This is a genomic window from Altererythrobacter sp. Z27 (genome assembly GCF_052683155.1).
Genome location: NZ_JBQYMC010000001.1, coordinates 864,982 through 887,649, shown reverse-complemented (window position 1 = coordinate 887,649; position 22,668 = coordinate 864,982). Strand labels below are relative to the sequence as shown.

General features: G+C 63.5%; 22 protein-coding genes. 16 read left to right on the top strand and 6 right to left on the bottom strand.

Annotated elements, in window-relative coordinates:
- Positions 1-81 precede the first annotated feature (81 nt).
- Positions 82-1,899 carry a translation elongation factor 4 gene (gene lepA, locus ACUJ47_RS04375; RefSeq protein WP_445537223.1) on the top strand — a complete coding sequence of 606 codons (1,818 nt, stop codon included), beginning with the start codon at positions 82-84 and terminating at the stop codon, positions 1,897-1,899.
- Positions 1,899-2,759: a hypothetical protein gene (locus tag ACUJ47_RS04370; protein WP_445537222.1), complete on the top strand. Its 861-nt coding sequence runs from the start codon at positions 1,899-1,901 to the stop codon at positions 2,757-2,759. The genes lepA and ACUJ47_RS04370 overlap by 1 nt, the downstream gene beginning before the upstream one ends.
- Here ACUJ47_RS04370 and ACUJ47_RS04365 read toward each other — a convergent pair.
- The 4 genes from ACUJ47_RS04365 to ACUJ47_RS04350 all read right to left on the bottom strand — a co-directional run bounded on the left by ACUJ47_RS04365 (position 2,756) and on the right by ACUJ47_RS04350 (position 5,609).
- Positions 2,756-3,175 carry a very short patch repair endonuclease gene (locus ACUJ47_RS04365; RefSeq protein ID WP_445538857.1) on the bottom strand — a complete coding sequence of 140 codons (420 nt, stop codon included), beginning with the start codon at positions 3,173-3,175 and terminating at the stop codon, positions 2,756-2,758. The genes ACUJ47_RS04370 and ACUJ47_RS04365 overlap by 4 nt on opposite strands.
- Positions 3,176-3,206: 31 nt before the next feature.
- The gene (gene dcm, locus ACUJ47_RS04360) at positions 3,207-4,343 is read right to left on the bottom strand and encodes a DNA (cytosine-5-)-methyltransferase (RefSeq protein WP_445537221.1); all 1,137 of its coding nucleotides are present in this window, start codon (positions 4,341-4,343) and stop codon (positions 3,207-3,209) included.
- A gap of 75 nt (positions 4,344-4,418) precedes the next feature.
- Positions 4,419-5,273 carry a hypothetical protein gene (locus tag ACUJ47_RS04355; protein ID WP_445537220.1) on the bottom strand — a complete coding sequence of 285 codons (855 nt, stop codon included), beginning with the start codon at positions 5,271-5,273 and terminating at the stop codon, positions 4,419-4,421.
- Positions 5,274-5,438: 165 nt separating this feature from the next.
- Positions 5,439-5,609: a Flp family type IVb pilin gene (locus ACUJ47_RS04350; protein WP_445537219.1), complete on the bottom strand. Its 171-nt coding sequence runs from the start codon at positions 5,607-5,609 to the stop codon at positions 5,439-5,441.
- A 243-nt stretch (positions 5,610-5,852) separates the two neighbouring features.
- On the opposite strand from ACUJ47_RS04350, the gene ACUJ47_RS04345 reads away from it, so the two are divergent.
- The 7 genes from ACUJ47_RS04345 to ACUJ47_RS04315 all read left to right on the top strand — a co-directional run bounded on the left by ACUJ47_RS04345 (position 5,853) and on the right by ACUJ47_RS04315 (position 11,413).
- Positions 5,853-6,611: an outer membrane protein assembly factor BamD gene (locus ACUJ47_RS04345; RefSeq protein WP_445537218.1), complete on the top strand. Its 759-nt coding sequence runs from the start codon at positions 5,853-5,855 to the stop codon at positions 6,609-6,611.
- A gap of 68 nt (positions 6,612-6,679) precedes the next feature.
- Entirely contained in the window at positions 6,680-8,344 is a 1,665-nt protein-coding gene (recN, locus tag ACUJ47_RS04340) for a DNA repair protein RecN (RefSeq protein WP_445537217.1), read from the top strand.
- Entirely contained in the window at positions 8,341-9,042 is a 702-nt protein-coding gene (locus ACUJ47_RS04335) for a GNAT family N-acetyltransferase (RefSeq protein ID WP_445537216.1), read from the top strand. The genes recN and ACUJ47_RS04335 overlap by 4 nt, the downstream gene beginning before the upstream one ends.
- Before the next feature lie 90 nt (positions 9,043-9,132).
- On the top strand, positions 9,133-9,693 hold the full coding sequence (locus ACUJ47_RS04330) for a hypothetical protein (RefSeq protein WP_445537215.1): 561 nt from the start codon (positions 9,133-9,135) through the stop codon (positions 9,691-9,693).
- Positions 9,694-9,811: 118 nt separating this feature from the next.
- Complete coding sequence (locus ACUJ47_RS04325; RefSeq protein ID WP_445537214.1) at positions 9,812-9,979, top strand: hypothetical protein; 168 nt, start codon at positions 9,812-9,814, stop codon at positions 9,977-9,979.
- A 35-nt stretch (positions 9,980-10,014) separates the two neighbouring features.
- Entirely contained in the window at positions 10,015-10,404 is a 390-nt protein-coding gene (locus tag ACUJ47_RS04320) for a hypothetical protein (protein ID WP_445537213.1), read from the top strand.
- Positions 10,405-10,501: 97 nt separating this feature from the next.
- Positions 10,502-11,413 carry an alpha/beta fold hydrolase gene (locus ACUJ47_RS04315; RefSeq protein ID WP_445538856.1) on the top strand — a complete coding sequence of 304 codons (912 nt, stop codon included), beginning with the start codon at positions 10,502-10,504 and terminating at the stop codon, positions 11,411-11,413.
- On the opposite strand, the gene ACUJ47_RS04310 is transcribed toward ACUJ47_RS04315, so the two are convergent.
- Complete coding sequence (locus ACUJ47_RS04310; RefSeq protein ID WP_445537212.1) at positions 11,410-11,895, bottom strand: DUF2165 family protein; 486 nt, start codon at positions 11,893-11,895, stop codon at positions 11,410-11,412. The genes ACUJ47_RS04315 and ACUJ47_RS04310 overlap by 4 nt on opposite strands.
- Before the next feature lie 78 nt (positions 11,896-11,973).
- Here ACUJ47_RS04310 and ligA point away from each other — a divergent pair, with 78 nt between their 5' ends.
- From ligA to ACUJ47_RS04275, 7 genes are read left to right on the top strand one after another with little or no spacing between them, the layout of a single operon-like run.
- Positions 11,974-14,103 carry an NAD-dependent DNA ligase LigA gene (gene ligA / locus ACUJ47_RS04305; protein WP_445537211.1) on the top strand — a complete coding sequence of 710 codons (2,130 nt, stop codon included), beginning with the start codon at positions 11,974-11,976 and terminating at the stop codon, positions 14,101-14,103.
- A 20-nt stretch (positions 14,104-14,123) separates the two neighbouring features.
- Complete coding sequence (locus ACUJ47_RS04300) at positions 14,124-14,480, top strand: cupin domain-containing protein (protein WP_445537210.1); 357 nt, start codon at positions 14,124-14,126, stop codon at positions 14,478-14,480.
- On the top strand, positions 14,477-15,295 hold the full coding sequence (locus ACUJ47_RS04295) for a c-type cytochrome (protein ID WP_445537209.1): 819 nt from the start codon (positions 14,477-14,479) through the stop codon (positions 15,293-15,295). Before ACUJ47_RS04300 ends, ACUJ47_RS04295 begins: the two co-directional genes overlap by 4 nt.
- Complete coding sequence (locus ACUJ47_RS04290; RefSeq protein WP_445537208.1) at positions 15,292-15,798, top strand: CinA family protein; 507 nt, start codon at positions 15,292-15,294, stop codon at positions 15,796-15,798. Before ACUJ47_RS04295 ends, ACUJ47_RS04290 begins: the two co-directional genes overlap by 4 nt.
- A gap of 59 nt (positions 15,799-15,857) precedes the next feature.
- Positions 15,858-18,485, top strand: a complete 2,628-nt coding sequence (locus ACUJ47_RS04285; RefSeq protein WP_445537207.1) for a M14 family metallopeptidase — start codon at positions 15,858-15,860, stop codon at positions 18,483-18,485.
- 10 nt (positions 18,486-18,495) lie between these two features.
- Positions 18,496-18,879, top strand: a complete 384-nt coding sequence (locus tag ACUJ47_RS04280) for a hypothetical protein (RefSeq protein WP_445537206.1) — start codon at positions 18,496-18,498, stop codon at positions 18,877-18,879.
- Between the two features lie 57 nt (positions 18,880-18,936).
- A complete protein-coding gene (locus tag ACUJ47_RS04275) occupies positions 18,937-21,054 on the top strand; it encodes a TonB-dependent receptor (RefSeq protein WP_445537205.1) in 2,118 nt (705 codons plus the stop codon).
- 51 nt (positions 21,055-21,105) lie between these two features.
- Here the strand turns inward: ACUJ47_RS04275 and ACUJ47_RS04270 are convergent, their stop codons facing one another.
- Entirely contained in the window at positions 21,106-22,656 is a 1,551-nt protein-coding gene (locus tag ACUJ47_RS04270; protein WP_445537204.1) for a hypothetical protein, read from the bottom strand.
- Between the last annotated feature and the right edge of the window lie 12 nt (positions 22,657-22,668).

Below are 22,668 nucleotides of genomic sequence, written 5' to 3'. Positions count from 1 at the left end.
TGGCTGACAGGCGCGTCATGTGCGGCTAAGGGCCGCGCAAGGCGGCAAATTGTGTGCCGATTTCTCTAAAATGCGAAGCGAATGACCGACCTTTCGAAGATCCGCAATTTTTCCATCATCGCCCATATCGACCATGGCAAGTCGACCCTGGCTGACCGGCTGATCCAGGCCTGCGGCGGGCTGACCGAGCGCGAGATGAGCGAGCAAGTCCTTGATAATATGGACATTGAGCGCGAACGCGGCATCACCATAAAGGCCCAGACCGTGCGCCTCAACTACACCGCCAAGGATGGCGAGACCTATGAGCTCAACCTCATGGACACGCCCGGCCACGTCGACTTCGCCTATGAGGTCAGCCGCAGCCTCGCCGCCTGCGAAGGCGCGCTGCTCGTCGTCGACGCGGCGCAGGGCGTGGAGGCGCAAACCCTCGCCAACGTCTACCAGTCGATCGAGCACGACCACGAAATCGTGCCCGTCATCAACAAGATCGACCTGCCCGCGGCCGAGCCCGAGAAGGTCAAGGCCGAGATCGAGGACATCATCGGCCTCGACGCGTCGGACGCCGTGCTCACCAGCGCGAAGTCCGGCATCGGCATCGAAGACGTGCTGGAAGCCGTCGTCGCGCGCATCCCGCACCCCAAGGGCGACCGCGACGCGCCGCTCAAGGCCAGCCTCGTCGACAGCTGGTACGATCCCTACCTCGGGGTGGTCATCCTCGTCCGCGTGATCGACGGCGTGATCCGCAAGGGCCTCAACGTCAAATTCATGCAGGGCGGCACCCAGCACCTGATCGACCGCGTCGGCGCCTTCACCCCCAAGCGCGTCGACCTGCCCGAGATCGGCCCGGGCGAGATCGGCTTCATCACCGCGCAGATCAAGGAGGTGGAGCAGGCCCGCGTGGGTGACACCATCACCACGGTGAAGGGCGGGGCCACCGCGCCGCTGCCCGGCTACAAGGAAGTGCAGCCGGTGGTGTTCTGCGGCCTGTTCCCGGTCGACGCCGCCGATTTCGAGAAGCTGCGCGAAAGCATCGCCAAGCTGCGGCTCAACGACGCCAGCTTCAGCTACGAGATGGAAAGCTCCGCCGCGCTGGGCTTCGGCTTCCGCTGCGGCTTCCTTGGCCTGCTGCACCTCGAGATCATCCAGGAACGGCTCAGCCGCGAATACGATCTTGACCTGATCACCACCGCGCCCAGCGTGGAATACCGCATCCAACTCGGCCATACGAAGAATGAGGATGCGAAGGAGATCATGCTCCACAATCCGGCGGACTGGCCCGACCAGAACCGGATCGACAGCATTGACGAGCCGTGGATCAAGGCGGTGATCTACACGCCTGACGAATATCTCGGCTCGATCCTGAAGCTGTGCCAGGACCGGCGCGGCATCCAGACCGATCTGACTTACGTCGGCGGGCGCGCGCAGGTGACCTATGAACTGCCGCTCAACGAAGTGGTGTTCGACTTTTACGACCGGCTCAAGAGCATCAGCCGCGGCTATGCCAGCTTCGATTACGAGCAGGTCGGCATGCGCGAGGGCGACCTCGTGAAGATGAACATCCTCGTCAATAACGAGCCGGTCGACGCGCTCAGCCTGATCGTGCACCGCAGCGTTGCGGAAGAGCGCGGCCGCGGCATGTGCGAGCGGCTGAAAGACCTGATCCCGCGGCACCTGTTCAAGATCCCGATCCAGGCCGCGATCGGCGGCAAGGTGATCGCGCGCGAAACGATCGCCGCGCTGCGGAAAGACGTGACCGCGAAGTGTTACGGCGGCGACATCACCCGCAAGAAGAAGCTGCTCGAGAAGCAGAAGAAGGGGAAAGCGAGAATGAGGGAATACGGCAACGTGAGCATCCCGCAGGAAGCTTTCATCGCGGCCTTGCGGATGGGGGAAGAGTGATGAGCGAGCAATTCACTCATGAGATGAAGCGGTTTTTCGGAGCGAACAGGGGAGCATATTCGGTCGTAACTAACGATGAATATAACAAATCCCAGATTACCTTTGTCGGACCGGAGCAGGAGCTCGCAGAAGACTTTCTTGGAGCACAGCTAGATCAGCGGCACGGCAGCATCGCAGCGATCGAAGCGCTTGGGATCAATCCTAACCTCGAATATAGGCTCTTCCCGTCAGGAAAGCCTGTTTTTTTAACTACTTCGTACAAGACCAACAAACCAAGAGAACTCCGGCTCTACCTGCGAGTTGATCAGTTCAAACCCGATCCCGGCTGGTACTGGGGCGTCTTCGAGCGAGATGGTCATTTGTGGCTTTGCGAAATGAGTCCAGACCTACTTGAGAAGATTAACTCTAATACACTCGACCTCGAAGACCGGGGTAACAATTTAGAGCCTGATGAAGATGGGTTTCAGTCAGATCTGAATGATGGCTCGGTTCCTAAAAAGCAGAAGAGCGAGATCTACCGTTACGATCGCAACAGAAAGTTCTCGCTGGAAGCGATAAACAGAGCCGACTTCAGCTGCGAGTTATTTCCTGAGTACCCAACCTTTCATTCACGCACCTCCGGACGGAATTTCATGGAAGCGCACCATTTGATCCCAATGAAGTTGCAGGATAGTTTCGCTGTCTCACTCGATGTTCCTGAAAACATCTGCTGCCTTAATCCCCTTTCCCACCGGTTGGTACATTTCGGTCCGTTTGATGTGTTTGGAGACAGGCTGGCAAATCTCGTGAAGCTGAGATCGGATTTCATTAAGTCGGTAGGTTGGATCGAGGACGATGTCCTGGCGCTTTACGCAATCTAGCTGCCTCTTATTTCTTGATAAGCCAGCTCGATATTTTTGAGGGATCTATCTAGAGCGCTAGAAAGAGCTTCCGGTGGGAGGGACTTTCGTCCTTTCGTCGCGCATTCCCAAACCTCAATAGTTCGCCATTCCATTCGCGCGTATGCCTCTCGAATGTTCTCGTCCCGTTGTTTGTTGGAAGAAATCTTTTCTGCCCAGAATTCAGTTCGGCTCTTGGGCAGTCTAAATAGCGGGCAGTTTTCATGGCCATGCCAGAAACAACCGTGAACAAAGATCACAGCGTTCCATTTAGGTAGTACTATGTCAGGCTTTCCGGGTAAATCATTCCGGTGCAATCTGAATCGGTAACCAAGCTGGTGAAGAATTCTTCTAATAAGAATCTCGGGCTTCGTATTTTTCGCCCCGATGCCCGCCATCATTTGCGAGCGCTTATTCGGATCTACTATATCAGCCAACGGCAGTCTTTTTCTTAGCCATTTCCAGTTCTTCAGAGAGCTCGATCATCGCGTTGGCAATTGAACGGATGACTGGGACGGAGACCGAGTTTCCGAACTGCTTATATAGCTGTGTATCCGAGCAGGCCGACAGATCGAACCATTCAGGAAAACCCTGTATACGCGCGCATTCTCGTGGCGTGAGACGACGAGGATTTAGTCCAAGGTGTGACTGATCGATCAGTATCTCGCGACCGTCTTTATAATATCGCGAGGTTATCGTGTTGCAGTAACGATCATCATACTCGAAAACCTTATGGCCGAAGCCGTTACCTTTTGCTTCGTGTCGCGCCATACGACGTTTCAAGCCTTCCCAAAGCCGGTCGGAAATTGTGTACTGAGCTAAGCTGTTTGCACCTTCTGCTTCCAATGCTTCACCGAGGCGGGTCTGACTACATTGACCTTTTAGCCGCGCAAACACGTCCTTGGCATCGACGTCACCGAAATGGTCGCGATCGAAGCCTACAATATAAACACGCTCCCTCCGCTGTGGCACACCAAATTCGGTTGCGGCCAGCACTTTGAAACCGACCGAATAATTGAGCTTCCTCGAAAGTGACCTCCTAGCTTCAAGTGACATGGGTATGTCATCGGGGATCGCCGGATCCTTTCCTTCAAGGATAGAGGTAATGGTACTGAGTGTTCGGCCTTTGTCATGGCCTCGCAGTTGCTTGACGTTCTCCAGCAAGAACATCTTCGGCCGCCATTCAGCAAGGATTCGCTGAATTTCGAAAAACATTGTGCCCCGAGTGTCAAAGAATCCACGCTTGAGGCCGGCATTCGAGAATGCCTGGCACGGAAATCCTCCAAGCAGAATGTCGTGTTGGCCAATGTCTTTCGCCGCGATTTTGGTTATGTCGCCGTCGGGTCGGTGCCCGAAGTTCAACTCGTAAGTGTCCTGGGCAAACTTGTCCCACTCGGACGAAAATACACACTCACCGCCGCACTCGTCGAACGGGATGCGCATTCCGCCAATTCCGGCGAACAGATCGATAAAGCGGAACTTTGGCTTCGAGGGGGTTTCGGATTTCTCGATTGCCAAAGCGTCTTTGAGCTTCATGTCCAAACCTCGATTGTCGTTCGTGGACACGTTATGTTCTACGGGACTCGCTGGCAAGCGGATGGTGAGGGAAAATCTCCATATTGGAAGCTTTTCCACGGCAGCCTAATCCCAACCCTCATCCTTTAGCCGCCTGATCCCGGGCGTGTCTTTGTTTTCCGCGCCCGCCTCTGCGGGTGCGATATCCTCCCCCGGCACTGAGGCCGGGGTACGGGCGCGCTGCCCTTCGACAAGCAAAGGGCGAACGGAATTTGGCTTGGGCATCGCCTCGCCATTGCATCCCGCTGCAGACGGGTGCTCGCCGGGATCCTCGTAGAGCGCATGCTCCGGGTCGGCGTAGCAGCTATAGCCTGCGGCCTTGTCTTCCTCCTCGCAGGCGCGAAACGCCGCCCACGCGCCGCGGGTGCGCGGGCTGAGCATTTCGTACCACCGCGCCTTCGCCGCGCTGAGCTTCGCGTTGATTTCGGCGATGATCTCGCCCTCGTCGCCCAGTTCCTCCTTCAGCCATTGCTTCTTCATCCGGGCGAGTTCCATCCGGTCGACCGCGTTCATGGCGCTGGTGCGGCCTTCCGCGAACCGTTCGGGCGCGCGGTTGCGCAGCAGGAACATCAGCAGCCGATCGTTATAGACGGTGCGGGTGCCGACCAGCTCGCCATAGGAATAGACCGGCACTTCCACTCCGTTGAGCGCGCGGTCCATCGCCACGTCCTCGATCCGGCGGATGCCGAGCGCGAGCGCAGCCTCCCACGCGGCGCGGAAGCTCTCCGCCTCGGGGTGGCGGCGCAGCATGTAGGCGCCGTGCTCGGTGCGGCCGACGCGGCGGCAGGCGGCCTTGACGCTGCCGGTATCGGCCAGCGCCTCGATAAAGGCGCGCTGGATGTCGGGTTTCCAGCCGTTGCTGCGCGGCTTGGCGCGGGGGACGGGGGTGAACTGGAGGGGGAGTGGTGCTGGCGTGCTCATCCGGCAGGATAGAGCAGGAAAACGCCGAGTAGGAAAATGGGGGGACCTCTTATTGCGCACCCACCTCCGTGGGTGCGTCCTCGGTGCTGTCCCTTCGCTGCGCTACGGGCACCTGCGGGCGGCCGGTCGGCCTTGCGGCTTGCTGGGCGCAAGCCGGGTTATGACTCACCCCGCGTTGGCGTCTGCCATCGTGTCGCTCACGGTGTTGAACGTGCCTTCGATCTGGGTGCCCATCGAATTCAGCGCCGTGATCAGGCCGATCGCGATCAGCGCCACGATCAGGCCGTATTCGATCGCGGTTGCGCCTTGCTCGTCGCTCAGGATTGCTCGCAACATTTCAAAACCCCGTTTGCACTTGGAGGGTGAATCATGCCCCCGAGCGGTTAACAGGGTGCCGAAAGGCACTGGTTAACCCGCCGGTAGGGGGTGCGGGCGAGGTGGAGGCACAAGGCTGAGGAATTTGCTGGAACTTCACTTGGCGTTCAGCCGGGGGCTGGTTATAGGCTGGCTCCCATGACGTTGTTCGCATTTTCCGGGAATTCGCGCTTGACCACCCCAAAGCCCGTTCTTGCCGCCGCAATGGCCGCGGTTACCCTGCTCACCGCCGGTTGCGCCGGGGGCGCCAAGTCGGGCGATGTAGATGTGGCCTATGTCGCGCGCGACGTGGAGTCGCTCTATGCCGAGGCCAAGCGCCGGCTCGATCGCGGCAATACGCGGCTCGCCGCGGCGCTGTTCGACGAGGTGGAGCGCCAGCATCCCTATTCGCCCTGGGCCCGCCGTGCGCAGCTGATGAGCGCGTTCAGCTATTACGTCGCGCAGGATTACAACCAGGCGATCCAGAGCGCGCAGCGCTTCCTGTCGATCCACCCGGGCAATAAGGACGCGCCCTATGCCTATTACCTGATCGCGCTCAGCTATTACGAGCAGATCAGCGACGTACAGCGCGACCAGAGCATCACCAAGCAGGCGCAGACCGCGCTGCGCGAAGTGGACCGGCGCTTCCCCACCAGCGAATATGCCGCAGACGCCCGCCTCAAGCTCGATTTGGTGAACGACCACCTCGCGGGCAAGGAAATGGAGATCGGCCGGCTCTACCAGAGCCAGGGCATGTGGCTGGCGGCGCAGCTGCGCTTCCAGAACGTGGTCGAAAGCTTCCAGAGCACCAGCCACACGCCTGAGGCGCTCTATCGCATGGCCGAAACCAACCTTGCGCTGGGCATCCCTGACGAAGCGGTGAAGTACACTGCGGTGCTGGGCGCCAACTATCCGGGCAGCGAGTGGTACGAAAAAGCCTACAAGCTGGTCCAGCGGCACGCGCCTGACGTACACCCCACCTGATTTGGCTGTTCGCAACCCGCGCGCGATTGGTGACGCGGGCGCTCGGGCGCGCTAGTTAGGTCGGCGCAATGCTGACCCGGCTTTCGATCCGCAACATCGTCCTCATCGAAGCGCTCGATCTCGATTTCGGGCGCGGGCTGGGCGTGCTCACCGGCGAGACAGGCGCGGGCAAGTCGATCCTGCTCGACGCGCTGGGGCTGGTTCTGGGCGACCGTGCGGACAGCGCGCTGGTCCGCGCGGGGCAGGACAAGGCGAGCGTCGCCGCCAGCTTCGAATTCGCAGCGCTGCCTTCCGCAATCGCCGAAGCTCTGGACGAAGCCGACCTCGAGATCGAACCGGGCGAGCCGCTGATCATCCGTCGCCAGCTCAAGGCGGACGGCGGCAGCAAGGCCTTCGTCAACGATCAGCCGGTGGGGGTGGCGCTGCTGCGCGAAATCGCACCCGCGCTGGTCGAACTCCACGGCCAGCATGACGATCGCGGGCTGGTGAACCCGCGCGGCCACCGCATGCTGCTCGATCGCTATGCCGGGGCCGAGGTCGATGCGCTTGCCGCCGCGTGGCGCGAATGGCGCGCTGCCGAAGAGCGGCTGGCCGAGGCGCGCGCCGAGGTCGAGCAGGCGAAGGAAGACCAGGACCTGCTGCTGGCGCATTTGGCCGAACTCACCACGCTCGAACCACAGGCGGGCGAAGAGGCGCGGCTCGCCGAAACCCGCGCTTCGATGCAGAAGGGCGAGAAGCTGGCGGGCGACCTCGAGGAACTGCGCCACATCTGGGAAGGCTCGGATTCGCCGCTGGCGGCGCTGCGCGTCGCGGCCCGGCGGCTTGACCGGATCGCGCCCGAGCACCCGCTGCTTTCCGAAGCGCTTGCCGCGCTCGACCGCGCTCTGGTCGAGGCGGGCGAAGCGGAGGACCGGCTGGCCAAGGCGGCGGAGGCGCTGATCCACGATCCGGCGGAGCTTGAGGCTGCCGAAACCCGGCTGTTCGAACTGCGCGCCATCGCCCGCAAACATCGCTGCGAGGTTGACGATTTGCCCGGGAAAATGCGCGACATGCGCCGCGCGCTCGACGCGATCGAGGGCGGCGAGGCCGAGCTGGACGCGCTCGAGGTCGCCGCGCGCGAAGCGGGCGAGGCCTATCGCCAGCGCGCCGAAGCGGTGCATGCGGCGCGGCTTGCGGCGGCAAAGGTGCTCGACAAGGCGGTGGCGGCGGAACTGGCCCCGCTCAAGCTCGATGCCGCGCGCTTCCTCACCGCGATCGGTCGCTTGCCGGAAGAGCGCTGGGGCGCGCACGGGATCGACAGCGTCGAATTCCTGATCGCCACCAATCCGGGGGCGGACTTCGCGCCGCTCAACAAGATTGCGTCGGGCGGCGAGCTGTCGCGCTTCATCCTGGCGCTCAAGGTCGCGCTGGCCGAACAGGGCGGGGCGGCGACAGTGATCTTCGACGAGATCGACCGCGGCGTGGGCGGGGCGGTGGCCTCGGCCATCGGCGAGCGGCTCGCGCGGCTGGCCGATTCCGGGCAATTGCTCGCGGTCACGCATTCGCCGCAGGTCGCGGCGCGCGGGCGCACGCATTACCTCATCGCCAAGTCTTCGGAAGGCACGGTGACGAAGACCGGGGTGACGCTGCTCGACCAAGCCGGGCGGCAGGAGGAAATCGCCCGCATGCTTTCCGGTGCCGAAGTCACGCCCGAGGCGCGTGCGCAGGCTGACCGGCTGCTGGAGGGAGTGTGAGCGCCGAATTCGACGCGGCGCTCGACCGGCAAGTCTGGAACATGTTGCACGGGCGGCTTGCGCATCTCGCCGTAGATGGCGGGGCCGCGATACGGCTCGATCCGCGTTACGGCCCCTTTGCCGCCGCGCGCGACGCTTCGGACGAGGCGCAGGCTGCCCTCGCAAGCCTGATTGCCGGACCGGATGACGAGATCTGGCTGGTCGAGCCGGAGGCATGGCCCGCGCCGCCGGGCACGCGGCTGGTCCGCACCGCGCCGCTGCTGCAGATGATTGCCGACGGGTCGCCACCTGTTCCCGGACCGCACGATCCCGAAATCGTCGAACTGGTCGAGGGCGATGCCGCAGCCATGGCGGAAATCGCCCATGCGACCGAGCCGGGGCCATGGGGCGAACTGACCCATCGCTACACCAATTCTGTCGGTATCTGGCGCGACGGCAAGCTTGCCGCGATGGCAGGCCAGCGCATGCTGCCCGCGCCGGGGCTGAGCGAAGTAAGCGGCGTGTGCACATGGCCCGAATTTCGCGGGCAGGGGCTGGCAAAGCGGCTGATCCGGCATGTGATGGAGCGCATGAGGGTGCAGGGCGAAGTGCCCTATCTGCACTCCTACGCGAAGAATTCGGGGGCGATTGCGCTGTATGAATCGCTCGGCTTCAGGCCGCGCCGGGCGATGACCGTTACGGTGTTGGCGCAGGCGTGACTGTTCCGGTTGCCATCTGAGTGGTGGCAAAGGAATGTCCGCTAACGACCCAATTGCGGACGTTGGGATTTCAGGTAGTTTCCAAACATCATGAGAAAAGTATCAACTATTGTATTCGGTCTTTTGATCGCCGCAGCTGGACTGGGCGCATGGTATTGGGTCGATAGGCCAACTATGCTGCACGCCGCCTGTGCCATTGGGCTCCCGAATTATTCTATTCCGAGCGAACTGGATCAGGAAGATGTCGGCTGCGCAATACTGACACCCAAAGGACGATTCAAAGGCATTCTAGTAACTGGATTCGAAGCATCAAACTTTTCTAGTCCAGATTTCCCACCTGTTCGCAGCGAGTTCGGGCCTAGTGACACGCGCGCTTGGTTTCATTGTCCGAAAAATGGCTGTGGCGACCAATTGGATAATCAATTGGATCAAGATTATCTCAACGGGTGCATCAAGGATTCCCTATTTCATTCAGGATTTGCAACCATCGAGGTCGACGGATGGGTAACAGTCTCGGACGGCGCATTCGGCCATTTAAACTCCTATCCTCGCGACTTTTACGCTTCGCGCATTGTGAATGTTGGCCCCCCACCGGCAAATATGATTGCCGACTGGATTGACGGATACCGCCGTCATGACATGTGCGACTAGGTCAGCTTTCCACCCATTTGCGGACACAAGTGGCCTTCCCATCGGCGCCCTTGCGCTTCAATACCTTCGATGCGACTGTTGCGTCAGGGAAATCAGGATCATCCGGGGAGATCGACCCATGCGCAGTTACCTCTCGGCTATCGTGCTTTGTTCGCTGATCCTGGCTGTCGACCGGTTCGAACTGCTCGACCTCGGCGGTTTTGCCAATGGCATCGCGCTCATGCTGGTCGTCTTTGCGATCCTGGCCCTGCACGCACATTCCCGGAGCACTCGCGCATCAGATTGAGCGCGATCCACCCCGCCATCGATGGGAGAAACATCATGAAGAAGCTTGGACTTGCCGCTGCCGCGATGGCCTTCATCGTCGCCAATCCGGCCATGGCGCAGACCCGCACGCAAACCACGCAGCCGCGCACTACACCGACGATACAGGCACCCACGCTCGACCCGGTGATGGTGCGGCTCAACGCGCTGCAACTGGAAATCGACGCGCTCAGGCAGAGTGCGGGCAAGCAGGTCGTGGTGCTCCATTTCACACCGACCGAGCTGGCGCCGTGGGCGAACGGCAATTACAACATCAGCCAGGAACGCAGCAATTCTCTCTGCCAGCAGGCGCTGGGCGATCGCTTTGGCCGGGTGCTTTCCTATCGCGTCCAGCTGAGCGGCGACCGTACCTTCTTCAGCCACGTGGTTTGCGAAACCAAGCCCTGATCCGTTTGGGCGGGCACCAGGCAAGATGAGCATCCTTTCCGAAGTCCGGTTCGGCCATGTCGAGACGCAGCCGGGCGTGACGCTGCGCTATGCCGAGATGGGTTCCGGCCCGCTCGTCATACTGGTGCACGGCTTTCCCGAGAGCTGGTACAGCTGGCGGCACCAGATCCCGGCGCTGGCCGGGGCGGGCTGGCGAGTGGTTGCGCCCGATGTACGCGGCTATGGCGGATCATCCGCGCCTGAAGCGATCGAAGCCTATTCGCTTGAAACTCTGGCGGGCGACTGCGCGCGACTGGCGGAGATACTTTCGCCCGATGAGCCTGCGGTCATCGTCGGGCACGATTGGGGGGCGCCGATCGCGTGGACGTCGGCACTGCTGCATCCCGACCGGTTCCGCGCCGTCGCCGGAATGTCGGTGCCGCATGCGGCGCCGGGAGCGGAATCCGCCGACGTGCTGCAGGATCGGTTCTTCACCCAGCGCGGCAGATATTTCTACGTGGTCGATTTCCAGCGCGAGGGCGAGGCCGAGGCCGAGCTGGAGGGTGATCCGGCGGCGACGATCCGCCGCTTCTATTACGCGCTCTCAGGGGATGCGCCCGAAGGCACCTGGCCGACCGACAAGAAACCGGGAGACGGCCTGCTCAAGGGCCTGCCCGAACCACCGATGCCTCTGCCCTGGCTGAGCCATGAGGATGTCGCCTATTTTGCCGGGGAGTTCGCACGCTCGGGCTTCCGCGGGCCGCTCAATCGCTATCGTAACCGGCGGCGCGACTGGGAGATGCTCTCGCGGCTCGACAGCCATGCGATCGCGCAGCCCAGCCTGTTCATCGGCGGGACGCGCGACCTTGCGACGCGGCTGGCGGGGAAAGACCCGCTCGAAACGATGGCGAAGCTGCTGCCCGCCCTGCGCGGCGCGCATGTGCTCGAAGGCTGCGGGCACTGGACCCAGCAGGAGCGGCCCGAAGAGTGCAACCGGCTGCTGTTGGGCTTTCTCGCCTCGCTGGCCTAGTCCTCGCGCATGCTGAGGTGGATCAGCACCAGCATCGACATCGCGCCGAACACCCATGATCCGTGGTCCGGCCCGATCCCGCCGGGCATCTGCCACAGCTGGTAGCCCGCCACGGCGATCACCTGGAACAGCCCCCACCAATTCGCGATGGCGCAGGCGAGTCCGATCTTGGCTGTGCGCTTGGCGGCGTTGAATGCCGCGGCATCGGCCGCGCGCGCTTGCCACAGCCGCCATGCGCCGAGCAGCAACAGGCCGCCCGCTGCGAGTTCGAGGCCGAACACCAGCGCCATCGCCGCCACGACCAGTGGCCCCGGCGGCACCGGCAGCAAGGTAACCGGGTAGGCTTCCTGCCCCTGGTGGCTGGTGACGTAGATGAAGAAGTCATGCGCGGCACCGAGATTGGCGAAATTATGCGCGACATAAGTCAACGCCATTGCGCCAATAATCGTGCAGGTCAGCATCTTGAGATAGCGGTCGATCATCGGTTTCCCCCCGAACGGATGTGCGACCCCGTTACGCGGCACTTTTCCCGGCGCCTGCGCTCATGCATAGCGTAGGGTATGGGAATCGAGCAAATTTCGGACAAGCCGCCTGCGGAAATGAGCGAGGCCGAAGCCGCCAATGAGCTGATGCGGCTGGCGCGGATCATCGGGCATCACGACCGGCTCTATTACGCTGAAGACGCGCCCGAAGTTACCGACCAGGAATATGACGCGCTGGTACGGCGCAATGCCGTGCTGGAGGCGGCGTTCCCGCAGCTGGTGCGCGCCGACAGCCCGTCGAAGAATGTCGGCTATGCGGTGTTGTCGTCTCCGCTCGGCAAGGTGACGCATGAGGTTCGCATGATGAGCCTCGACAATGCTTTCGATGCCGAGGAGGTGCGCGAATGGGTGGCGCGGATGCGGCGGTTCCTGTCGCTGGCCGACGATGAGCCGATCGCGATCACCGCGGAAGACAAGATCGACGGGCTTTCCTGCTCGCTGCGGTATGAGCAGGGCAGGCTGGTGCGCGCTTCGACCCGCGGCGACGGGCAGGTGGGCGAAGACGTGACCGCCAATGTCGCCAGCATTGCCGATATTCCGCAGCAATTGGCCGATGGCGCAGCACCCGACATGTTCGAAGTGCGCGGCGAAGTCTACATGGAAAAACAGGCTTTTGCTGCGCTCAATGCTGCGCAGCAAGAGGCTGGCGGCAAACTGTTTGCCAATCCACGCAACGCGGCGGCGGGCTCGCTTCGGCAGAAGGATCCGTCAGTCACAGCGCAGCGCCCGCTGCGCTTCTGGGCCTATGCATGGGGCGTCGCGAGCGAAGTCCCGGGCAAGACGCAGCATGAAGTGATGCAGCAGCTCGCGCGCTGGGGCTTCCGCGTCTCGCCGCACTTCCGCCGCTGCGAGAACGTGGATGAAATGCTCGCTGCCTATGCCGCGATCGGCAAGGTGAGGGCCGAACTGCCCTATGAGATCGACGGCGTCGTCTACAAGGTCGACCGGCTCGACCTGCAGCAGCGGCTGGGCTTCGTCGCCAAGGCTCCGCGCTGGGCGCTGGCGCACAAATTCCCCGCCGAACAGGCCGAAACCACGCTTGAGGCGATCGACATACAGGTCGGGCGCACCGGCAAGCTTACCCCGGTCGGTCGCCTTGCCCCGGTGATGGTGGGCGGGGTGACGGTGACCAATGTCACGCTGCACAATCGCGACGAGATTGCGCGGCTGGGCGTGCGCCCGGGCGACCGTGTGGTGGTGCAGCGCGCGGGCGACGTGATCCCGCAGCTTGTCAGCAACCTCACTCCCGATGCGGATCGCGCGCCTTTTGTCTTCCCCGACCATTGCCCCGAATGCGGCAGCGAAGCGGTGGCGGAGGACGATGAAGTAGATGTCCGCTGCCAGGGCGGGCTGATCTGTCCTGCACAGCGCACCGAACGGCTCAAGCATTTCGTCAGCCGCAAGGCGCTCGATATCGAGGGGCTGGGCGAAAAGACGATCGACCAGTTCTTCGCGCTCGGATGGCTCGAAAGCCCGGCCGATATCTTCCGCCTCAAGGATCGCCGCGCCGAGATTCTCGCGCTCGAAGGGTGGCAGGACAAGTCTGTGGATAATCTGTTGGCATCTGTGGAAAACAAGCGTTCGCCCGATGCCGCGCGGCTGCTTTTCGGACTTGGAATCCGGCACATAGGCGAAGTCACCGCGCGCGATCTGATGAAGAATTTTCGTGATATTTCGAGGATCAAGGAGGCGGCAGAATATCTGAATGCGAACTATCAGGCTGAAGGTGGAGCTCGCCTAAAACCACCAGCAGAGGATGATCGATATCTCGCATTCACTTCAATTGACGGTGTTGGCGACGCTGTGGTCGAGTCTATCAGAGATTTCTTCCACGAGCCGCACAATGTGGAGGTGTGGGAAGACTTGCTGCGCGAACTCTCGCCGCCGCCCTATGTCGTCGAGACGATCGACAGCCCGGTTGCGGGCAAGACCGTGGTGTTCACCGGCAAGCTCGAAACGATGAGCCGCGACGAGGCCAAGGCGCAGGCCGAACGGCTTGGCGCGAAGGCGGCGGGCTCGGTCTCGGCCAAAACCGACCTGGTGGTCGCCGGGCCGGGGGCAGGAAGCAAGCTCAAGAAAGCCGCCGAACTGGGCATCGAAGTGATCGACGAAGCGGGCTGGGCTGCTATCGTCGCGGCTGCGGGGTAGCTGGCAAAGAGGGGGCGGGAATGACAAAAATGATCGCGGTGAACCCGGCGACGATGGAATTCCAGCGGATCACTTATGCCGAGCCGGACCATTCGGTGGCGCTGATGCCGCTGCTCAATGACCCCGAAACCGGCATGGAAGCCTTCATGGTTCGCTATGAAGCGGGAGAAGTCACTCCAACCCACACCCATGGCTGCGGGCACGCCATGTACATCGTCTCGGGGCGCATCCGGGCCAATGATGGCGAATTCGGGCCGGGCGAGCTGCTGTGGTTTCCCGAAGGATCGGTGGCGGAACACGGCGCGACCGAAGACGGACCGGCAGACGTGCTGTTCTTCACCAACAAGCCCTTTACGATCGAGCTGCTCGAACCATGAAGAGCCCTGCGACAGCATTGGCCGTGCTCGCTTTGGCCGCCTGCTCGGCAAACGAAGCCCCGCTTCAACCTGTCGAGCAGCTCCGTTTCGAGAGAGTTTCCTCGAACCAGATCGAGCACGGCAAACGCGTCGCGACCTTGCTTGGCTGCAATGGCTGCCACGGCAAGGACTTCACCGGCAAGGACTGGTCTGATCCCGAGCTGGGCGTGTTGTGGACCGCGAACCTCACGCGCAGCGCTGAGCTGCATAGCGACGACGAACTCCTTGCGATGATCGCCACCGGCAGGCGGCCCGATCGTGCCATGTCCGAGATGCCGTCGCATCTGTTCACGCATGTTCACGAGGACGATCTGCGCGCGGTCCTGGCCTACCTCCGCAGCGTGCCCGCAAGCGACGAAATCCACCCGGCGCCGACTATCGGCCCCAAGCTGGCAGAATTGAAGGCTGCGGGCGAATATCTCGATTCAACGCAGCGTGTGGCGAAGGAAGGCGATGCCTGGCCGCCTGACCTCGGCCCGCAGCACGCGATGGCGCGCCATATCGTGCGCGCGACCTGCGCCGAGTGCCACGAGATCGACCTGAAGGGCGGCCCGGCGCCATTACCCGGCGATGCCGTGCGGCCCGATCTGACCATGATGGTTCCGGCCTATGAACCGGCCGATTTCGCCAAGCTGATGCGCACCGGCAAGGCTACGGGCGACCGCGAAGTGGGCCTGATGAGCGAAGTCTCGCGCAATCGCTTCGCTCATTTCACCGACAAGGAGGTGGAGGCGATCCGGCTCTACCTGGTCGAGGCCGGAGGGGTAACACAATGATCCTTGAAGAACTCCACCCGCAGGCGTTGCGCATCGCGACCATGCTGCGCGAGCGCGGCGAGAAGATCGCGGTGGCCGACGGCGCGACCGGCGGGCTGATCGCGGCGGCGCTGCTGACTGTGCCCGGCGCGCTCGAATTCTATCGTGGCGGCGGGATCGTCTATTCCTTCCGCGCTCGTGACGTGCTGTTCGGCCTGCCGCGCGATGCCTTTGCCGGCATGGTTTCGGCGACCGAGGAATATGCGCTGATCCAGGCACATGCGATCCGCGACAATTTTCGCGGGCAGTGGGGCATTGCCGAAAGCGGCTCTGCAGGCAGCAGCAAGCATCCGCTCGGCGTCGCATCGGGGCGCAGCTGCGCGGCAGTGGTCGGGCCGGACGGTTTCGAGCGCGTTCGCCTTACCGCGACCGACAGTGACGACCGCATCGCCAACATGCAGGCCTTTACCCGCGCCGCGCTCGACCTGCTCGAGGAAAGCCTGGTGATGACCGCGCGGCATTGACCTTCGCTGGCACATCGCGGAGAGGTGCGCCTTTCCAGAGTCGCAACGGGGTTTCCAGAATGCAGCGCAGTTTCTTTGGCCGGATCGCGGCGATCCTGGCGACGGCATGGCTCATCGTCCAGCCGGCCCAGGCGCAATCCTTCCTTGGCGGCGAGTTCGATCCCGCGATCCCGACGTTGACCGACACGGTGGGGCATGAGCCCGGCGTGCAGGTCACTTCGCCCGAGGAAGCGGTGGCTTACCTGCGCGCGCTGGAAAAGGCTGCGCCCGACCGGATGCGCATGGTGCAATATGCCACCAGTTGGGAAGGGCGCCCGCTGTTCTACGTGATCCTGACCGCGCCCGAGAACATGGCGCGGCTCGATGCGGTGCAGGCTGATCTCGCCACTATCGCCGCCGGGCGCACCGGCAATGGCGCGGCACTGCCGGTCACCTGGCTCGCCTATGGCGTCCATGGCGACGAGATTTCCTCGACCGACGCTTCGCTGATGACGGCCTATCACCTGCTCGCGGCGAAGGACGATGCCCGCGCGCAGAAGATCCTGCGCGAAAGCATCGTGGTGCTCGACCCGATGCAGAACCCTGACGGGCGCGCGCGCTTCGTCAATTCGTTCCGCGCGGCGCTGGGGATCGAGCCTGTGGCCGACCGCCAGTCTGCCGAGCACGACCAGCCATGGCCGGGCGGGCGCTTCAACCATTACCTGTTCGACCTCAACCGCGACTGGTTCACGCTGAGCCAGCCCGAAACGCGCGGCAAGGTTGCGGCGATCCAGGCTTGGAACCCGGTGGTGGTGGTCGACGTCCACGAAATGGGCGGGGACGACACCTATTTCTTCAGCCCCGCCGCACAGCCGGTGAACCCCAACATCACAGCGGCGCAGCAGCGCGCCTATGAAGTGATCGGGCGCAACAATGCCTTGTGGTTCGACCGCATGGGCGAGCCCTATTTCACCCGCGAAGTCTATGACCTGTTCTATCCCGGATATGGCGATACGTGGAACGCGCATCAGGGCGCGATCGGCAGCACCTATGAGCAGGGATCGGCGCGCGGGCTGGTGTTCGAGCGGCGCGACGGCAGCATGCTGACCTATGCCGACGGGGTGCGCAATCACTTCGTCGCCAGCCTTTCGACCGCAGAGGCAGTGGCGCAGAACGCGAAGTCGTTCCTCGACGAGTTCGCCGCCTATCGCGCAGCCAACGCCAATGGCGCGGCCGGGCGCGGCAGCTATGTGATCGACCTGGGCCAGCGCCGCTGGAACGCCGAAGCGCTGGGCCGCAGGCTTGCCGCGCAGGGCATCGCGGTGCTGCGGCGCGAAGGCCCGGCGACGGTTTGCGGCAAGTCCTATCTGAACGGCTATCTGGCAGTCCCGCAGGCGCAGCCCGCCGCGCGGCTGATCCGCAGCCTGCTCGACACCGATACGCCGCTGCCGCGCGATTTCGTGACGCGGCAGGAAAAGCGCCGCGCGAGCGATTTGCCGCATGAGCTTTATGACGTCACCGCATGGTCGGTTGGCCTGATGTCTGGCGTCGACGTGGCGCTGTGCAATGCCGCCGCGGGCGGAACTCTGCTGGCGGCTGACGCAGCCATCGCACCGGCGGCAGAGGGCGCAGGCACATTCGCCGTGGCCGTGCCGTGGACCGACAGCGGGCAGGCGCGGCTTGTCACGCTGGCGCTGCGCGCCGGGCTGGAAGCTCGCATGACCGACAAGGAATTCACCAAGGGCGGGCGCAGCTTCCCGCGCGGAACGGTGGTGTTCACCCGCGCCACCAATGGCGATGAAGCCATGGCCTATCTTGCCGCTCTGGCGCAGGAGATCGGTGCCAACACAGTCGCGCTCGATTCGAGCTGGGTAGAGGACGGGCCGAACCTCGGCAGCGAATCCTTCGTGCGCCTGGCCCTGCCGCGCGTGGCGATGGCGTGGGACGACGGGATCTCGCCGCTAAGCGCAGGTTCGATGCGCTATGTGCTCGAACAGCGGCTGGGGCTGCCTGTCGCGCCGATCCGCACAGCGCGCCTCGCGGGGGCAGACCTGTCGAATTACGACGTGCTGGTCGTGCCCGAAGGCTCGCCCGCAGGCGTGCTGGGCGAGCGCGGGATGAAGAATTTGCACGATTTCGTCGCGCGCGGCGGCGTGCTGGTGGCGGTCGGCGACAGCCTTGAAGCCTTCACTTCGGGCGATGCTGCTCTGATCGCGGCGAAGCGCGAAGCGGCGCTGGGCCGAGATCCGTCGAAGAAGGACGAAGGCGACAAGTCGCCGCTCGCGGAAGCGAAGGAAATCACCACCGAGGCCGAGTACCGCACCGCGATACAGGACGAGCAGGCGCTGCCCGACACGCTGCCGGGTGCGCTGCTCAACACCGTGGCCGACCGCGACAACTTCCTGTCCGCAGGTTATGACGCGGGCGCCGTGGTGCTGGCGAGCGGATCGCAGATCTACACTCCGCTCGATCGCGCCGACGGGATCAACGTGCTGCGGTTCGCCCCCGCCGGGTCGCTGATCGCCAGCGGCTATGTGTGGGACGAGAACCGCCGCCAGCTTGCCTTCAAACCCTTCATGATGGCGCAGCGGACCGGCAAAGGGCTGACCGTGGGCTTCGTGCACGATCCTTCGACCCGCGCCTTCCTTGACGGGCTGGACCTGCTCATCGCCAACGCCGTGCTTGTGGCGCCGTCGCGGGTCCGCTAACGGCGCGCGCATGCGACAGAGGCTCACCCTGGGCGTGAACCGCAATCTGTTGTGGCTGCTGATCGCGGCCACGCTGATGGTTCGCGCGCTGGTTCCGGCCGGTTACATGCCCGCGTCCGACAGTTCGGATGTGCTGGTGGCGAAGCTATGCAACTCCGCCCAGCCGATCGTGATCAAGCTTGGCCGCGAGCAGGAACCTCCGCGTGCGGACCAGGAAAAACCGCCTTGCGCCTTCGCCGGATTTGGCGGCGATGCGCCGATTGGCGGGAATTTTGCCGAACTGGCGGACCGCGTCCCAACCGAACAGCAGAAGGTCGCGGTGCTTGCGCCGCTGCTGCTGCAACGGCTCGCCCGTATCCTGCCGCCGGGCCGAGCGCCACCCCTGCCTGCCTGAACCCCACGCGCCGGAGCTCGTCCGGTGCGCCCCCCAAGTTCAGACAGGAATTACACAATGAAGTTACTGCTTGCGGGCAGCGCGCTGGCGCTGCTGCCCTTCACGACGTCCGCACCCGCGCTGGCGCAGGATGAAACCGAAAAGCCCGCCACTGCTGGCAATATCCAGACCGACGTGATCGTGGTCACTGCAGCACGTTTCGGCACGATCGCCACCGATACGCTCGACACTCCCGAACAGGTGGCCCTTCCGGCAGACACCGCCGCCTTAGCCGCGCGGACCCCCGGCGGGGCGCTGGTCGGCAATGGCGGGCTGAGCGGCCAGCTGGCCTATCGCGGGCTGTTCGGCGAACGCGTGACCGGCAAGGTCAACGGGCAAAGGTTCGCCACTGGCGGGCCCAATGCGATGGACCCGCCGCTGCATTATGCGCCCTCGATCCTGCTCGAGCGGATCGAGATCGCGCGTGGCGTGGCGCCGGTGTCATCGGGCCCAGGGCTGGCCGGTGCGGTCAACGCTGTGTTGTTGCAGCAGCCGTTTGCGCAAACTTCCGGAACCGACGCCTCGGCGCGCTTCATGGCGCAATATCGCAGCGTCGATGACAGCTATGCCGTGGGCGGCCTTGCCGGGATCGCAAACGAGCACTGGCGGCTGGGGGTGATCGGCAGCCGCGAGCAGGGCGAGGACTATCGCTTCCCCGGCGGCACTGCCACAGGCACCTCGTTCGAACGCAACCTTTACGGTGTCCAGGCCGGATATCGCGCCGCGGGCGGGGAATTCTTCCTCGAATATCGCCGCAGCGAGACCGACCCGTCCGGCAACCCGCCTTTTGCGCTCGACATCGTCTATTTCGACACGGACTTCCTGCAAACCGGCTTCAAGGGAGAACTCGCCAAGGAGGTGACGCTGGATGTCCGGCTGGGCCATGTCGCGGTGCGGCACCTGATGGACAACCAGACCCTGCGGCAGCCCGCCGCACCGGCGGCTTCGGCGCGCGCGACCTTCGCCGATGCCGACAGCTTCACCGGCGAAGCGAGCCTGCGCTTTGGCAGCTCCAACCGGCATGTCCGTATCGGCGGCGATTTCGAGCTGGCCGACAAATTCGTGCGGATCACCAATCCGTTCAACGCGGGTTTCTTCCTCGATGCGCAGTCGAATCTCGCTGCGGAACGCTTCGGCGCATTCGCCGAATTGCGCAGCGCAATGGGCGCAGTTGAATTCGAGCTGGGTGGCCGGATCGACCACACCAGCCAGGACTCGGGAGTTCCCCAGTTGGGATCGGCGGTACCGATGGGGCCGCGCATGCTGGCCAATGCCTTTGCCGCTTCGGCACGCGAGGCTTCGGACACTAGTTTCGACCTGGTGCTGCGCGGCTGGATGCCCGGGGAAATGATCACTCCGCGCGTCACTTTGGCGCGCAAGGTGCGGGTGCCCAGCACGCTTGAACGTTTCGCATGGCTGCCGACCGAGGCGAGCTATGGGCTGGCCGATGGCAATATCTATGTCGGCAATCCGGCATTGAAGCCCGAAGTGGCCTATATCGCCGAAGCCGGTTTCGACCTTTCGGCGGGGGCGCTGACCTTCCGCCCGACCCTGTTCTATCGGCGGGTCGACGATTACATCCAGGGCACCCCTTTCGATGCGACGCCGGGTGTGGTCGATTCCACCGTCGAGATGGTTTCGGCGATGAATGGCGATCCCACGCCGCTGATGTTCCGCAATGTCGATGCCGAACTGTTCGGGGTCGATCTCGACTTCCGGGCAGAGCTTGGCGCGGATCTGGCGATCGACGGCACCGCCAGCTGGGTGCGGGGCAAGCGCCGCGATGTGGATGACAATCTCTATCGCGTCGCTCCGCCGAACCTGCGCCTCGCCGCGATCTGGAGCCCCGGGCGCTGGTCGCTGGGGGCGGAATTGCAGGCGGCGGCGGACCAAGCCAAGGTCTCGGCCGCCAATGGCGAAAGCCCGAGCGATGGCTATGTCGTGCTGGGCCTGTCAGGCAGTTTCGACCTGAGCGAGCGAATTTCGCTTTCCGCAGGCGTCGAGAACCTGTTCGACGAATATTACCAGCCGCATCTTTCGGGGCTTAACCGCGTTGCGGATTCCGATGTCGCGCTGGGCGAACGCTTGCCGGGCGCGGGGCGCGGGGTCTGGATGAGGATCAGCGCCGGGTTCTGACGAAGTGCGGGTGCCGTTACCTTGCGGGGCGGCACCCGTTTACCGATCCGGTTAGCGACCTTCCTTCGGCGCCACCGAGAGCGCGAAAACATCGCCTGCAAGGCCAAGGTAGCGCAGCTCGCCACCATTCGCGGGGGTGACGAGCGCGCCGCTCGTCATCTTGGGCAACGGGCCTGAACGCGCCAGTTCGCGCCCGGTTGCCGCGTCTCGGAAAACCACGGCTTCCTGCTGATAGCTGCGCAGGCAGGATAGCAGCGGGCAGAAGCGGCCAATGTCGGTCGCCACGAACACGCGCTCACCCGGCGGGCCGATCAGCGTCGAGAAGTTCATCGTGCGCTGCCGCACGCGCCATAGAAGCTCGAAACTTCCGTCGCCTTGGTCGAAGCCATAGGCGGCAACGAGCCCCATCGCCGCGTCCATCACATAGACGCGGCCATTGTCGGGATCGACTGTGAGCATTGCAGGCAGGAACGAACGCCGCGGCGGCGGTGCGGCCCAGAATGGCAAGTCGGCAAACGGATCGATCCGCACCATGCGCCCGTTGCGCTGGCTGATCGCGACAAGGCTCATCGGCGTCTTGGCGGGAAGGGCGTTGGTCTGCGCGACAATCCAGTCGCCGATCACCGCCGCTGCTGGGGCGGGGGTTTGCCCTTCGCGCATGAACGGAACCGGGCCCCAGCCTTCGTCGAGCGCGAGCGCCTTGCCGTCCCAATTGTAACGGAACATCGATTGCTCGCCCGCCAGGTAGAGCCGGTCCACTCCTTGCCAGCAGGTCGCGGTCAGGCGTCCGCCGATGTGTTCGGGCGCAGTCACGGAGGCGATCACCTGCATGCTGTCGGGATCGACCACGGCGATCTCGGACGGTCCAACCTCCAGCGCACCTTCGCAGCGCAGGAAAGCGGAAAAGCCCTGCAAGTCGCAGCCCTTGGCACGGTTCACGGTCTTCATCACCAGCGCACCGTCTGCAAAGCCGTTGAACCCGTTATAAGCGGTGTTGGCAGGATCGGATGAAGGCAGTTCGATCGTCGCAATCGCTTCGCCGCTTTCCGGGTCGATCCGCGCCAGGCTGGTGCCGAACACGGCATATAAGCTGCCGTTGCTGTGCAAGCCCACGACACCGGGGTAGTTCCAGCGTTCGGGATGTGCGGGCGCATCGAACAATTGGCGCCGCCACACTTCGCTGCCGTCTGGCGCGATCCTGGCGACGAAGCTGCCGGGCACTCCGGGGAAATCGCCATAGGCCCCGCCATAGACATAGCCGTTTCCGGCCTCGTCGATCACCCAATTGTAAGGGGTGGGGTAGCTTCCGGGGAGCTGGCGCGCCGACACGATATTCGCGCCATCGTGCGTTCCGCCGAAAGTGGCGCAGCCGAAATTATGCGTGCGGCCCGAATCGAAATGCTCGAATGCGATCGCGGTCTTGGCCCATGGTCCGTAGAGGTCGTCGGGCGGGCGGCAATCGCCGACCGGTTGTGGCGGAGCGATTGCCGGGTTTTGCCCGTGTCGCTCGATGCCCGGTCCCCAGGCGATCAGCCCACCGTAAAGCGCCGCTGCCCCGGCCACGATCAGGCCGCCCCGGCCAAGCCATTTCCTGACGCCCATGTTTCCCCCTCC

What these genes read in the sequence shown, in the direction of transcription:
- ACUJ47_RS04325 (WP_445537214.1), top strand. Translation starts at nt 9,812, where the DNA reads ATGCGCAGTTACCTCTCGGCTATCGTGCTTTGTTCGCTGATCCTGGCT.
- ACUJ47_RS04370 (WP_445537222.1), top strand. Translation starts at nt 1,899, where the DNA reads ATGAGCGAGCAATTCACTCATGAGATGAAGCGGTTTTTCGGAGCGAAC.
- ACUJ47_RS04330 (WP_445537215.1), top strand. Translation starts at nt 9,133, where the DNA reads ATGAGAAAAGTATCAACTATTGTATTCGGTCTTTTGATCGCCGCAGCT.
- ACUJ47_RS04345 (WP_445537218.1), top strand. Translation starts at nt 5,853, where the DNA reads ATGGCCGCGGTTACCCTGCTCACCGCCGGTTGCGCCGGGGGCGCCAAG.
- ACUJ47_RS04350 (WP_445537219.1), bottom strand. Translation starts at nt 5,609, where the DNA reads ATGTTGCGAGCAATCCTGAGCGACGAGCAAGGCGCAACCGCGATCGAA.
- ACUJ47_RS04295 (WP_445537209.1), top strand. Translation starts at nt 14,477, where the DNA reads ATGAAGAGCCCTGCGACAGCATTGGCCGTGCTCGCTTTGGCCGCCTGC.
- ligA (WP_445537211.1), top strand. Translation starts at nt 11,974, where the DNA reads ATGGGAATCGAGCAAATTTCGGACAAGCCGCCTGCGGAAATGAGCGAG.
- ACUJ47_RS04315 (WP_445538856.1), top strand. Translation starts at nt 10,502, where the DNA reads ATGGGTTCCGGCCCGCTCGTCATACTGGTGCACGGCTTTCCCGAGAGC.
- lepA (WP_445537223.1), top strand. Translation starts at nt 82, where the DNA reads ATGACCGACCTTTCGAAGATCCGCAATTTTTCCATCATCGCCCATATC.
- ACUJ47_RS04320 (WP_445537213.1), top strand. Translation starts at nt 10,015, where the DNA reads ATGAAGAAGCTTGGACTTGCCGCTGCCGCGATGGCCTTCATCGTCGCC.
- ACUJ47_RS04355 (WP_445537220.1), bottom strand. Translation starts at nt 5,273, where the DNA reads ATGAGCACGCCAGCACCACTCCCCCTCCAGTTCACCCCCGTCCCCCGC.
- ACUJ47_RS04270 (WP_445537204.1), bottom strand. Translation starts at nt 22,656, where the DNA reads ATGGGCGTCAGGAAATGGCTTGGCCGGGGCGGCCTGATCGTGGCCGGG.
- ACUJ47_RS04365 (WP_445538857.1), bottom strand. Translation starts at nt 3,175, where the DNA reads ATGGCGGGCATCGGGGCGAAAAATACGAAGCCCGAGATTCTTATTAGA.
- ACUJ47_RS04280 (WP_445537206.1), top strand. Translation starts at nt 18,496, where the DNA reads ATGCGACAGAGGCTCACCCTGGGCGTGAACCGCAATCTGTTGTGGCTG.
- ACUJ47_RS04300 (WP_445537210.1), top strand. Translation starts at nt 14,124, where the DNA reads ATGACAAAAATGATCGCGGTGAACCCGGCGACGATGGAATTCCAGCGG.
- ACUJ47_RS04290 (WP_445537208.1), top strand. Translation starts at nt 15,292, where the DNA reads ATGATCCTTGAAGAACTCCACCCGCAGGCGTTGCGCATCGCGACCATG.
- ACUJ47_RS04310 (WP_445537212.1), bottom strand. Translation starts at nt 11,895, where the DNA reads ATGATCGACCGCTATCTCAAGATGCTGACCTGCACGATTATTGGCGCA.
- ACUJ47_RS04275 (WP_445537205.1), top strand. Translation starts at nt 18,937, where the DNA reads ATGAAGTTACTGCTTGCGGGCAGCGCGCTGGCGCTGCTGCCCTTCACG.
- recN (WP_445537217.1), top strand. Translation starts at nt 6,680, where the DNA reads ATGCTGACCCGGCTTTCGATCCGCAACATCGTCCTCATCGAAGCGCTC.
- ACUJ47_RS04285 (WP_445537207.1), top strand. Translation starts at nt 15,858, where the DNA reads ATGCAGCGCAGTTTCTTTGGCCGGATCGCGGCGATCCTGGCGACGGCA.